General features: G+C 62.9%; 13 protein-coding genes. 9 read left to right on the plus strand and 4 right to left on the minus strand.

Annotated features, from left to right (window positions below; all coding sequences use genetic code 11):
- Positions 1-83 precede the first annotated feature (83 nt).
- The gene (locus tag ACQ7JA_RS00295; RefSeq protein ID WP_430893795.1) at positions 84-1,151 is read right to left on the minus strand and encodes a tartrate dehydrogenase; all 1,068 of its coding nucleotides are present in this window, start codon (positions 1,149-1,151) and stop codon (positions 84-86) included.
- Between the two features lie 90 nt (positions 1,152-1,241).
- Between ACQ7JA_RS00295 and ACQ7JA_RS00300 the strand changes: the two genes are divergently transcribed.
- From ACQ7JA_RS00300 to ACQ7JA_RS00310, 3 genes are read left to right on the plus strand one after another with little or no spacing between them, the layout of a single operon-like run.
- Positions 1,242-2,135 (plus strand): LysR substrate-binding domain-containing protein, encoded by an 894-nt coding sequence (locus tag ACQ7JA_RS00300; RefSeq protein ID WP_430893797.1) that lies wholly within the window; start codon positions 1,242-1,244, stop codon positions 2,133-2,135.
- A 35-nt stretch (positions 2,136-2,170) separates the two neighbouring features.
- On the plus strand, positions 2,171-2,698 hold the full coding sequence (locus ACQ7JA_RS00305; RefSeq protein ID WP_430893799.1) for a dihydrofolate reductase family protein: 528 nt from the start codon (positions 2,171-2,173) through the stop codon (positions 2,696-2,698).
- A 4-nt stretch (positions 2,699-2,702) separates the two neighbouring features.
- On the plus strand, positions 2,703-3,059 hold the full coding sequence (locus ACQ7JA_RS00310) for a translation initiation factor Sui1 (protein ID WP_430893801.1): 357 nt from the start codon (positions 2,703-2,705) through the stop codon (positions 3,057-3,059).
- Between the two features lie 127 nt (positions 3,060-3,186).
- Here ACQ7JA_RS00310 and ACQ7JA_RS00315 read toward each other — a convergent pair whose 3' ends face one another.
- The 3 genes from ACQ7JA_RS00315 to xseA form a co-directional block, all read right to left on the minus strand.
- Positions 3,187-4,521, minus strand: coding sequence for an alpha-amylase family glycosyl hydrolase (locus tag ACQ7JA_RS00315; RefSeq protein ID WP_430893803.1), 1,335 nt, complete (start codon positions 4,519-4,521; stop codon positions 3,187-3,189).
- A 362-nt stretch (positions 4,522-4,883) separates the two neighbouring features.
- On the minus strand, positions 4,884-5,462 hold the full coding sequence (locus ACQ7JA_RS00320; protein WP_430893805.1) for a superoxide dismutase: 579 nt from the start codon (positions 5,460-5,462) through the stop codon (positions 4,884-4,886).
- Positions 5,463-5,545: 83 nt separating this feature from the next.
- Entirely contained in the window at positions 5,546-6,919 is a 1,374-nt protein-coding gene (gene xseA, locus ACQ7JA_RS00325) for an exodeoxyribonuclease VII large subunit (protein WP_430893807.1), read from the minus strand.
- A gap of 1,284 nt (positions 6,920-8,203) precedes the next feature.
- On the opposite strand from xseA, the gene ACQ7JA_RS00330 reads away from it, so the two are divergent.
- The 6 genes from ACQ7JA_RS00330 to adk all read left to right on the plus strand — a co-directional run bounded on the left by ACQ7JA_RS00330 (position 8,204) and on the right by adk (position 12,083).
- The gene (locus ACQ7JA_RS00330; RefSeq protein WP_258828606.1) at positions 8,204-8,812 is read left to right on the plus strand and encodes a MotA/TolQ/ExbB proton channel family protein; all 609 of its coding nucleotides are present in this window, start codon (positions 8,204-8,206) and stop codon (positions 8,810-8,812) included.
- Entirely contained in the window at positions 8,812-9,252 is a 441-nt protein-coding gene (locus ACQ7JA_RS00335) for an ExbD/TolR family protein (protein WP_430894495.1), read from the plus strand. The genes ACQ7JA_RS00330 and ACQ7JA_RS00335 overlap by 1 nt, the downstream gene beginning before the upstream one ends.
- A 36-nt stretch (positions 9,253-9,288) precedes the next feature.
- Positions 9,289-10,317, plus strand: a complete 1,029-nt coding sequence (gene lpxK / locus ACQ7JA_RS00340; protein WP_430893810.1) for a tetraacyldisaccharide 4'-kinase — start codon at positions 9,289-9,291, stop codon at positions 10,315-10,317.
- Positions 10,298-10,468: a Trm112 family protein gene (locus tag ACQ7JA_RS00345; RefSeq protein ID WP_081926130.1), complete on the plus strand. Its 171-nt coding sequence runs from the start codon at positions 10,298-10,300 to the stop codon at positions 10,466-10,468. Before lpxK ends, ACQ7JA_RS00345 begins: the two co-directional genes overlap by 20 nt.
- Positions 10,465-11,232 (plus strand): 3-deoxy-manno-octulosonate cytidylyltransferase, encoded by a 768-nt coding sequence (gene kdsB, locus ACQ7JA_RS00350; RefSeq protein WP_430893811.1) that lies wholly within the window; start codon positions 10,465-10,467, stop codon positions 11,230-11,232. The genes ACQ7JA_RS00345 and kdsB overlap by 4 nt, the downstream gene beginning before the upstream one ends.
- Before the next feature lie 194 nt (positions 11,233-11,426).
- A complete protein-coding gene (gene adk, locus ACQ7JA_RS00355; protein WP_430893813.1) occupies positions 11,427-12,083 on the plus strand; it encodes an adenylate kinase in 657 nt (218 codons plus the stop codon).
- Positions 12,084-12,129: the final 46 nt, after the last annotated feature.

Below are 12,129 nucleotides of genomic sequence, written 5' to 3' on the forward strand. Positions count from 1 at the left end.
CCGCCCACGCGTTCAACCGGAATATGAATAGTCGTCGCGTCTGCTCACACCTGGTTTGAACGCGTGGGCGGAATCCGCCCACCCTACGAAACCAGATACGCAGCGATGGCCTCGCCCACATCCGTGGTGCTGGCATCGCTGCCCATGTCCGGCGTACGCGGCCCGTTCACGAGCACGTGTTCCATCGCCCGCACCAGCGCATCGTGCGCTTCCTTGTATCCCAGGAACTCCAGCATCATCGCCCCGGACCAGATCATGGCCACCGGGTTGGCGATGTTCTTCCCGTAGATGTCCGGCGCCGAGCCGTGCACCGGTTCGAACAGCGAAGGGAAGGTACGCTCCGGATTCAGGTTGGCCGACGGTGCGATGCCGATCGTGCCGGTGCAGGCGGGACCCAGGTCCGACAGGATGTCGCCGAACAGGTTCGAGGCCACCACCACGTCGAAGCGCTCCGGCGACAGCACGAAGCGGGCGGCCAAAATATCGACGTGGTATTTGTCCCAGCGGACCTCGGGATAGGATTCGCCCATGGCGGCGACGCGCTCGTCCCAGTAGGGCATCGAGATCGCAATGCCGTTCGACTTGGTGGCGGCGGTCAGGTGCTTCTTCGGCCGGCGCTGCGCCAGTTCAAAAGCATACTTCAGGATGCGGTCGGTGCCGTGGCGGGTGAAGATGGCTTCCTGCAGCACCAGCTCGCGCTCGGTGCCCTCGAACATGCGGCCGCCCACCGCGGAATACTCGCCCTCGGTGTTCTCGCGCACCACATAGAAATCGATGTCGCCGGGCTTCTTGTTGGCCAGCGGGCAGGGCACGCCCGGCATCAGGCGCACCGGGCGCAGGTTCACGTACTGGTCGAACTCGCGGCGGAATTTGAGCAGGGAGCCCCACAGCGAGATGTGGTCGGGCACCGTGTCGGGCCAGCCGACCGCGCCGAAGAAGATGGCTTCGCAGCCGTCGAGCTGCCCCTTCCAGTCGTCCGGCATCATCTTGCCGTGCTGGAGGTAGTAGTCGCAGCTGGCCCATTCGAAGTGGGCGAATTCGAGGGCGATGCCGAACTTGTCGGCCGCCGCCTGCACGGCGCGCAGGCCTTCCGGCATGACTTCCTTGCCGATGCCGTCTCCGGCGATGACGGCGATTTTGTGGGTCTTCATGGTGGTCTCCCGATGTTGAATGCGCATCAGGGTAGCAAGAAAACGCCGCGTTTATAATCCCTTGTATTGTGGCTTCATGGAACACGAATCGTGAATAATGTCGAGAACAGCGATCTGCGGGTCTTCGTCACGGTCGTCCGCAAGGGCAGCTTCAGCGCGGCGGCCACCGAGCTGGCCATGTCGCCGGCCTTTGTCAGCAAGCGCGTCGGCATCCTGGAGCGGAATCTGGACGTGCAGCTGTTCGAGCGCAGCACGCGGCGCGTGGTGATCACGGACGACGGCGAGCAGGTCTATGGCCGCGCCCAGCGCATCCTCGAGCAGCTCGACGACATGGTGGACGAGCTGCAGCAGCGCCACAGCGAGCCGGCCGGGCGCCTGCGCATCTGCAGCAGCTTCGGATTCGGCCGCAAGGTGGTGGCGCCGGTGATCGCGCAGCTGGCGGCCAGCCATCCGAAGCTGCAGATCCGCTTCGAGGTCTTCGACCGCCTGGTCGACACGGTGGCGGAAGGCTTCGACCTGGACGTCCGCATCGGCGACGACATCCATCCGCAAATGGTCGCGAGGAAGCTGATGGACAACCACCGCATCCTGTGCGCTGCGCCCGCCTACCTGGCGCGCCACGGCGTCCCGAAGGTGCTGGCGGATCTCGCCGGCCACCAGTGCCTGGCGATCAAGGAGCGCGACCATCCCCTCGGCACCTGGCGCCTGCATGGCCGCCATGGCGAAGAGACGGTGCGGGTGTCGGGCGCGCTGTCGACCAACCATGGCGAGATCGCGCTGCGCTGGGCGGAGGAGGGGGCGGGCATCGTGCTGCGATCGCAGTGGGATGCGCGGGCCTACCTGGACTCGGGCGCGCTGGTGCAGGTGCTGCCCGAGTACACGCAGCCGGCCGGCGTGTGGGCGGTGTATCCGCGGCGCCTGGCCGGTTCAAGCCGGGTGAAGGTGTGCGTGGACTTCCTGCGCCGGCATCTGGCGCCAGCGTAAAATAGACACATGCAGAGTAGCTGAAAGGAGTCAGCATGGCAAAGCTTGTATGCGGCATGAACGTGTCCCTCGACGGCTACGTCGACCACATGGCCTTTGCGCCGAACGCCACTCTGTTCCGCCGCTTCATCGAGGAAGCGCAGTGGCAGGCTGGCAGCGTGTATGGCCGCGTGATGTACGAGATCATGCGCTACTGGGACGACGAGCATCCCGAGTGGGGCGAAGACGAAAAGGCCTTTGCCGCGGCCTGGCGCAGGCAGCCGAAGTGGGTCGTCTCACGCACCCTGGAATCGGTGGGGCCCAATGCCACGCTGATCAAGGACGATCTCGAGAACGCGATCCGTCAGCTGAAGCTTGAACACGAGGGCGAGATCGAAGTGGCCGGTCCTGGGCTGGCCTACAGCCTCACGGAACTCGGCCTGATCGACGAATACCGCATCTACCTGCACCCGGTCGTGCTCGGCCAGGGCAATCCATACTTTGCCGGACCGCGTCCGCCGCTGCGCTTGATGGAGCACGAGCGGATCGACGACGTCATCAAACTTACCTACATTCCTGCATAAACCAATGAAACACAGTTCGAACGGCGGCCTGGTCTATTCCACGGAGGGTGGCCGCATGTGTCCCGGCTGCCGGCAGCCGGTTGCCGCCTGCGCATGCAAGGCCGCGGCCGCGGCCGCGCCCGTGGGCGATGGCATTGCGCGCGTCTCGCGCCAGAGCAAGGGGAGGGGCGGCAAGACCGTCACCCTGGTAAAAGGGCTGGCGCTCGACCCGGTGGCGCTGGCCGCACTGGGCAAGCAGCTACGCACGGCCTGCGGCTCGGGCGGAACGGTCAAGGATGGGGTGCTGGAAGTGCAGGGCGACCATGTCGAACGCATCGTGGACGAGCTCGGGAAACAGGGTTACAAGGCGAAGCGCGGCTGAAGAACCCCGGCAGCACGAAGCCGGCTTCCGCTTGTCCTCCGATCGGCCCGACCAGGCCGTGGCCGAACCCGGTGAATGCGTGGGGGCACCCTGTGCTGAATTCCCAATCGAGAAATCCAGCGCTTCATTACTTCTTGCTTGTCGGCGCATCGATTCGGTAATCCCACGCCGCCAGCGTGCGCTGCGCTGAGCTACCCGGCAGGCGGTACTGCTGCTGCGCCGCGCTCAGGTTGACCGCGACCGATACCGCATTGCCTTCTTTCTCGCGCCGGAAAGCGAACACCTTGTCGTTGCCGGTTTCCAGCACCTTGATCGGTCCGCCGTACTGGCCGTTCCATAGTGCGCGATTGTCATGCTTGAGCTTGAGCAGTCCGGCATAGAAGGACGCATACGGATAGTTCTTCCACTCGATCGGATCCTTCTCGAAGAACTTCAGCCGCTTGTCGAAGCCGCCTTCCTGTCCGCCGTAGATCAGGGGCATGCCCGGAAGCGTAGCTGCCAGCACCGCCATTGCCTTGAATGCCGGCCCATAGTGCTCGGCGTCGCTGCCGTGCCATGAGTTCTCGTCGTGGTTGCTGGTGAAGCGCATGCGGTAGGCGCTCGCGGCATAGGGAACGGGCGGTTTCTCGAAGAAGGAGCGCAGTGCGCGTGCGTCGGCCTTGCCCTTGGCGATGTCCTTGAAGATGCCCAGTGTATCCCAGCCATAGGTCATGTCGAAGGCGCTGTGCAGTTCCGGCTGCCAGGCTTCGGCCAGCATGAACATTGGCTTGATCTTTTCCAGTTCCGCGCGGGTCTGCTCCCAGAACGCGGTCGGCACTTTGGCCGCCACGTCGGCGCGGAAGCCGTCGATATCGGTCTCGCGCACCCAGAATGCCATCGCTTCGCTCATGCCTTTCCACAGGCCAGGCTGCTTCCAGTCGAGTCCGGTGACATCGGTCCAGTACTCCGGCTCGGCGCCCTCCGTATAGGTGACCGGATAGATCTCGCCTTTGTCGTTCTTCAGGTACCAGTCCTTGTGCTCGACCGTCCATGGGTTGTCGAACGCGGTGTGGTTGGCGACCCAATCGAGGATCACGTACATGCCCAGGTCGTGGGCCTGCTTCACCAGGCGCTTGAAGTCGTCCATCGTGCCGAATTCGGGATTGACGGCGGTGTAGTCGCGCACTGCGTAATAGCTCCCGAGCGGGCCCTTGCGGTTCTTTTCCCCGATCGGCTGGACCGGCATCAGCCAGAGGATGTCGACGCCCATCTTGCGCAGACGCGGCAGGTGGGCGGCGAAGGCATTCAGCGTACCTTCCTTCGTGTATTGGCGGATATTGACCTCGTAGATATTCGCGCTGCGCGACCAGGCAACGTGCTCGGCTGCCGCCGACTGCGTTTGCTGAGCACTAGCGTGCAGCGGTGCAAGTGCCGCGCACAAAGCAAAGCCAAGAAGGGAAAGGGAGCGGGCAGCGTGTCTCATGAATATCCTCGTTGTTGATTTCGATGGTCGGGGGGGAAGGAGGGGCCGCAAGAAGGTCATCGCACAAAAAATTCTTCGATGACCTAGCTTACAAACTTTTTGCCGCGCCAACAACAACACTTTGTAGTGAAATTACATTGAATTATCGGGATTGGACAGATTTATAAGCGTTCTGCCCCGTGCAAAGTAGCGCAATTACGCGTCGGCGATGCGTCCACCACAAAAAGAAACGGCCCGCTTGGAGCGGGCCGAGTGCTACAGGGTTCTGAGCCTGGTGATGTCGGGTTTCAGGAACGAAAGATGGTGGTTCCCATTTCTTTCACGTTGCTGCGAACTCAATCAGGACGAACACAGGACGTGGCTTACGCCATGTTCTGGTTCACGAAGTCCCAGTTCACGACATTCCAGAACGCGTCCAGGAACTTGGCGCGGGCGTTGCGGTAGTCGATGTAGTAGGCGTGTTCCCAGACGTCGGCGGTCAGCAGCGGCTTGTCCGCGGTGGTCAGCGGGGTGCCGGCGTTCGAGGTGTTGACGATGTCGACGCTGCCGTCGGCCTTCTGCACCAGCCAGGTCCAGCCCGAGCCGAAGTTGCCCAGTGCCGACTTGTTGAACTCTTCCTTGAACTTGTCGAACGAGCCCCACTTGGCATTGATGGCATCAAGCGCCTTGCCGGTCGGTGCGCCGCCGCCGTTCGGGGTCATGCAGTTCCAGAAGAAGGTGTGGTTCCACACCTGCGCCGAGTTGTTGAACACGCCGCCCGAGGACTTCTTGATGATCTCTTCCAGGGACAGGTTTTCGTATTCCGTGCCCTTGATCATGTTGTTCAGGTTGGTGACATAGGTCTGGTGGTGCTTGCCGTAGTGGTATTCCAGGGTCTCGGCCGAGATGTGCGGCTGGAGAGCGTCCTTGGCGTAAGGCAGTGGCGGCAGGGTATGTTCCATGTTTTCTTCCTTGATTGGGTTGGACAGGTTTTGTTCCAAGACGGCGCTATTCTAAACCGGATAGCGCGATGTTGCAGGGTTGGCTACTCCGGGACGGCCTCCGGCGGGCTCTGCACGCTGGAAACCCCGATCTGGGCGCTGCCGCCGGCCAGGCGCACGGTCAGCTTGTTGCGCGCCTTGATCTGGGCCGGGTCGCGCAACACCTCGCCCTTGGCGTTGCTGACGATGGCGTAGCCGCGTTCCAGCGTGCGCTGGGGGTTCAGCAATTCCAGCTGGGCCGCCAGGGCGTTCAAGGCGTCGCGCCGCTGTTTGACCTGGCTGCACAGGATGGCGTTCAGGTGGCGCCCGTCGGCCGCCAGGCGGGCGCGCAGGGCGCGCATATCGGGGCGGTGGCGGGCCAGGCGTTGCTGCAATTGCGCCAGCGCCAGGTTGTGGCGGTTGGCGGGCGTGCGGACGGCATGGGTCAATGCCGCCGCCATCGACAGCAGTTTCACACGCTGGTGGCGGATCTGGGCGGAAGGGCTCAGCAGGCGCCGGCTGAAGTTGTCCAGGCCCTGGCTGGCCTCCGACAGGGTGCGGCGCATGGCGCGGCGCAGGTCCATCGCGTCGCTGGACAGGGACGCCATCCAGTCGGCGCGCGGCGTGGCCGCCAGTTCGGCGGCGGCGGTCGGCGTGGCGGCGCGCACGTCGGCGGCGAAATCGGCGATGGTGACGTCGGTTTCGTGGCCGACGCCCGAGACCACGGGAATCGCGCAGGCGTCGATGGCGCGCGCCACGCATTCCTCGTTGAAGCTCCACAGGTCCTCGATCGAGCCGCCGCCGCGGCAGACCAGCAAGACGTCCGCCTCGGCGCGGCGGGACGCCGTCATGATGGCTTCGGCGATCTTGTCCGCCGCGAACTGGCCCTGGACCGGGGCAGGGTAGAGGATCACCCGCACATGCGGGGCCCGGCGGCGCAGGGCGGTGAGCACGTCGCGCAGGGCGGCGGCCTGGGGGCTGGTGACGATGCCGATGGTGCGTGGGAACAGGGGCAGGGGACGCTTGCGCTCCGGGTCGAACAGGCCCTGCGCGGAGAGCTTCTCTTTCAGGCGCAGGAAAGCTTCATAGAGCTGGCCGACACCGGCGCGGCGGATGGTCTCGACATTGATCTGGTAGTCGCCGCGCGCGCCGTACAGGGTCACCAGGGCGCGCACTTCGACCTTGTCGCCTTCGCGCGGGTTGAAGCCCGCGTATTGCGCGCGGCTGCGGAACATCACGGCGCGCACCTGGGCGGCATCGTCCTTCAGCGTGAAATACCAGTGGCCGGAACTGGCCCGCGTGAAGTTGGAGATTTCCCCGCCAATCCACACCAGTGGAAAACTTCGCTCCAGCATGCGCGCGACCTGCTGGTTGAGGGCCGTCACGGTGAGGATGGCGGGAGCGGTGTAGGCGGGATCGGCGTCGGTCGGGCGTTCCATGGGGTGTTCGGGATTGCGGGCAAAGGTGATGCTTATGTCATATCTTGGCCAAAACGACAAGCGCCGGAGGCAGGCGTGCGCGGCCAGATGCGCGTGTCCAAGGGCTCTTGCTGTTTTTCAATGCATTCTATTGAAACCTTTTGAAATCAAGGACTTGCGAAGAACACTTTGCCATTTGGCATGGTTTTATCCACAAAATCTGTGGGCAACTCATCCATAAGACACATGACTGCGCAGGAAATGTGCGCAAGATGCGCTTCCCTTATCCATCAAGGACTTAGCGTGCATATGCCTGCCTTGGGCACATTGTTGTCCACAAAAAGTGTGCATAGCTCGTCACTTGCTTTGGGCGGATGCCAGCAGTCTCGCCTCGGTGAACTCTCGACGCTTGACTGCTTAAAAATGACGCTAGGAAATTTTATTGTATAAGATCAAGGACTTAGTCGGCTCGGGTAGGCCTTGCACACAATTTTGTCCACAAAATGTGTGCACAAGGTGTCAGTACCGGAACGCCGGGACCCGCTCCTTTCCGAGGGCGGCGCTTCTTTCAAGGGGGAATACGTGGATAAATCGCAGTCGAGGCCCACTGTTTCCGCCTCTGCCTGTTTCCGCAGCAGGGGGGAGTGAATTCAATAAAATCAATGGCTTAGCACTGGCGGTACATGCTTCATCACAATCTTATCCACAAAAACTGTGAAGATGTGAATTTTCTTTGCCTACCTGTCGCTGAGGCAGAAGAACTCATGCAAACCGTGCTGGTTTTGCATATAAACACCTGCAATACTGACGAGTGATTAAATGTTGTGCATTGCGTGTTTTCTGTTATAGATCAATTACTTAATTCTCCCAGCATGCCCTTGCTCACATTTTTGTCCACAAAAAATGTGAGGAACCGTACAGAGGCTAGCGGTCCTGATGTGGATTCTCCACTGCCTAATTTTTGCGCCGAAGAAATTTATCCATTTAAATCAAATACTTAAGTTTCGCTTAAGGCCATTGCGCACAATTTTGTCCACAGAATTTGTTCGTAAGTGTGGATTGTTGAGATGGATCAAAACAGTCCCGGAAAACGCAGATGAGCTGGAAGCCAGCTCATCTGACAAGTGCCATTTTCTTGCGCACCTGGAGAATTCCCTTTGAAATCAAGGCACTTTGATCCAGGAGCGGGCCTTGCGCACATTTTTATCCACAGAAGTTGTGCAGAACCCTTTCGGGCTGCACTTGCCGCACTGCTGGCAACTTGTTACATTGGCGAATTGATTTCTTACCCATCAGGAGTTTCTCTTGCTCGCCATTTTCCAAGCTGCAGGCTGGCCTATCTGGCTCTTGCTGATCGCCTCGATCGTCGCTGTCGCCCTGATCGTGGAACGCCTGATCTACCTGCGCCGCGAGAAGATCCTCCCGAAGCAATTGCTGGATGAAGTGATCCGCGTCTACCGCGCCGGCAAAGTCACGCCGGACGTGGTCGACAAGCTCGAACAGAATTCGCCGCTCGGCACCGTGCTGGCCGCTGCCCTGCGCAACGTCGACGCGCCGCGCGACGTGATGAAGGAATCCATCGAGGAAGCCGGCCGCGGCGTCGCCCACGGCCTGGAGCGTTTTCTCACCACGCTCGGCACCATCGCCTCGCTCGCCCCGCTGATGGGCCTGTTCGGCACCGTGGTCGGCATGATCGAGATCTTCGGCGCGCAAAGCCCGACCGGCGGCAGCAACCCGGCCCAGCTCGCGCACGGCATCTCGGTGGCCCTGTACAACACCGGTTTCGGCCTGGCCATCGCCATGCCGGCGCTGGTCTTCTACCGCCACTTCCGCGCCCTGGTCGACAGCTTCATCGTCGAGATGGAACTGCAGGCCGTGAAATTCGTCGACGTCGTCCACGGGACCCGCAAATGATGAACTTCCGCCGCGGCCGCCAGCGCGAGGAGCCGGAGATCAACCTGATTCCCTTCATCGACGTGCTGCTGGTGGTCCTCATCTTCCTGATGGTGTCGACCACCTACAGCAAGTTCACCGAGCTGCAGATCACCCTGCCGACGGCCGACGCCGAGAAAGTGCAGGAGCGCCCCTTCGAGATCAACGTCACCATTGACGCCAAGGGCAACTACACGGTGAACAATGTGCCAGTGGCCTTCCACAGCGTCGCCGGCCTGGCCGAGGACCTCAGGAATGCCGCCCGCAACGGCCCGAACGGCCAGCCGGCCAGGGATCCGGTCGTCATCGTCAACGCCGACCAGTTCGCGATGCACCAGATGGTCATCAACGTGCTGGAAGCGTCGCGCGTGGCCGGCTTCGACAAGCTGACCTTCGCCGCCCAGACCGGCGGCCAGAAATAAACGGCGCGCGGTGCTTCGGCGCTGCGCGCAATCCGCATGGCTTCCAATCTCGAATCGCTTCTCACGCGCGCCTGGCTGCGCCGCGGCCCGCTGGCGCTCGCGCTGCTGCCGCTGTCCCTGCTGTTCCGACTGCTGGCCGGCGTGCGCACGCTCCTCTACCGCAGCGGCATCAAGAAGCGCGAGCGCCTGCCGGTGCCGGTCATCGTGGTCGGCAATATTTTTATTGGCGGCACCGGCAAGACGCCTTTGACCATCTGGCTGGCGGAAAGACTGCGCGCGGCCGGCCTGCGTCCCGGCGTGATCTCGCGCGGCCACGGTGGTGCGCAATCCTGCCCGCGCGAAGTGACGCCGCACTCCGACCCGGCCGACGTCGGCGACGAGCCCCTCCTGATCGCCGCACGCGCCCGCTGCCCGGTCGTGGTCGGGCGCAAGCGCGCGGAGGCGGGCAGGGCGCTGCTGGCCGCCCACCCCGAGGTCGACGTCCTGATCACCGACGACGGCCTGCAGCACTATGCGCTGGCGCGCGACGTCGAGATCGTCCTGTTCGACGGCCGCGGCGTCGGCAATGGCTGGCTGCTGCCGGCCGGCCCGCTGCGCGAAGCGCCTTCGCGCCGCCGCGATTTCACGGTCGTCAACGCCCCCGAGATCACGCCCGCGCTCGCACTCGCAGTGGGCGGCCGGCCTTTCCGCATGGCGCTAGCGGGCGACCTGGCCGAACCCTTGAACCGTCCGGGCGCGGGCGTCCCCCTGGCGCAATTGCAGGGCAAGCGCATCGTCGCGGCGGCCGGCATCGGCAACCCGGGACGCTTCTTCGCCATGCTGCGCGCCGCCGGTCTGGCGATCGACGAGCTGCCGCTGCCGGACCACCACGACTTTCGCGACCGGCCTTTCGACCACGTCGACGCCGATGTCATCCTGATCACGGAGAAGGATGCAGTAAAATGTCGGCAACTTGATAACCTGAAGGACGACCCGCGGCTGTGGGTCGTGCCCGTGACGGCGCGGATCGATGCCGCGCTGGCCGAACAAATCGTGGAGAAATGTCGTGGACGCTCGACTGCTTGATATCCTAGTCTGCCCGCTGTGCAAGGGCCCGCTCGAATACGATAAAAAAGCGCAGGAACTGACCTGCCGCCCGGACCGCCTGGCATACCCGATCCGCGACGGGATTCCGATCATGTGGGCTGACCAGGCGCGCAAGATCGAGCCGGTATGAGCTTCACGGTCATTATTCCGGCGCGGCTGGCTTCGACCCGCCTGCCGAACAAGCCGCTGGCTGACCTGGGCGGCAAGCCCATGGTCGTGCGCGTGGCCGAGCGCGCCCGCGAGTCCGGCGCCAGCCGCATCATCGTGGCCACGGACCATCCTGATATCCTGGCCACCTGCGCCGCCCACGGCATCGAAGCCTGCATGACGCGCGCCGACCATCCTTCGGGCACCGACCGCATCGCCGAAGTAGCGCAGACCCTGGGCCTGCCGCCTGAAGAGGTGGTGGTCAACCTGCAGGGCGACGAGCCGCTGATCGAGCCGGGCCTGCTGGCCGCCTGCGCCGCCCGCATTCGCGACGGCGTGCCGATGGCGACCTGCGCGCATCCGATTTACGAGGTGGCCGAGGTGTTCAACCCGAACATCGTCAAGGTCGTGCTCGACAAGGCGGGCCGGGCGTTGTACTTCTCGCGCGCCACCATCCCCTGGCACCGCGACGCCTTCGCCCGGTCCGGCGATCCGGCGACACAAGACTCTCTGCCGGCCGGCTACGCGCCCCTGCGCCACATCGGCCTGTATGCCTACAGCAACGCCTTCCTCCAGGCCTATCCGGCCCTGGAAGCGTCCCCGCTCGAGACCATCGAAGCGCTGGAACAATTGCGCGTGCTATGGCACGGCTACCCGATCGCCGTGCACGTGACCGACAGCGCGCCTCCGGGCGGCGTCGACACCCCCGACGACCTGGAGCGCGTGCGCAAACACTACGCGGCCTGATCATTCAAGACGCCAATTCGGCCTGTCTGCGGACCATCAAAAGTTGCCGGTGGAAGGCCCCGAAATTGGCGTTAAAGCTGACTTTTGTGGTAACTTTCGTGTCAAGGTAGCCAGACATACATCAAATGCGGCATCAAGCGCGATCGTTTACCAATATAAGAATTATCAACATCCTCTAAGAATCTAGGAAACTCATGCGTCTCATTCTGTTAGGAGCACCCGGCGCCGGCAAAGGCACCCAGGCAAACTACATCAAGGAAAAGTTCAACATCCCCCAGATCTCGACCGGCGACATGCTGCGCGCAGCGATCAAGGCGGGTACCGAGCTGGGCCTGGCTGCCAAGAAGGTGATGGATGCGGGTCAGCTGGTGTCGGACGACATCATCATCGGCCTGGTGAAAGAGCGCCTGAAGGAAACCGATTGCGCCAACGGCTACCTGTTCGACGGCTTCCCGCGCACCATCGCGCAGGCCGACGCCATGAAGGACAGCGGCGTGAGCATCGACTACGTGCTGGAAATCGACGTGCCGGACGACCTGATCGTCGAGCGCATGTCGGGTCGCCGCACGCACCCGGCCTCGGGCCGCGTGTACCACACCAAGTTCAACCCGCCGAAGGTCGACAACCTCGACGACGTGACCGGCGAACCGCTGGTGCAGCGCGACGACGACAAGGAAGAAACCGTCCTGAAGCGCCTGGCCGTCTACCACAACCAGACCGAAGTGCTGCTCGGCTACTACAACAAGTGGGCGCAATCGGGCCTGCCGGGCGCACCGAAGTACCGCAAGATCTCGGGCGTCGGCCCGGTCGAGCAGGTGCGTGACAACGCCTTCGCGGCGCTGTCGGAATAAGCGGTTCATGCATCAAATGAAACGGCCCTGCGGGGCCGTTTTTCGT

It is taken from the genome of Massilia sp. BKSP1R2A-1 (assembly GCF_050586525.1).
Classification (GTDB): Bacteria; Pseudomonadota; Gammaproteobacteria; order Burkholderiales; family Burkholderiaceae_D; genus Telluria.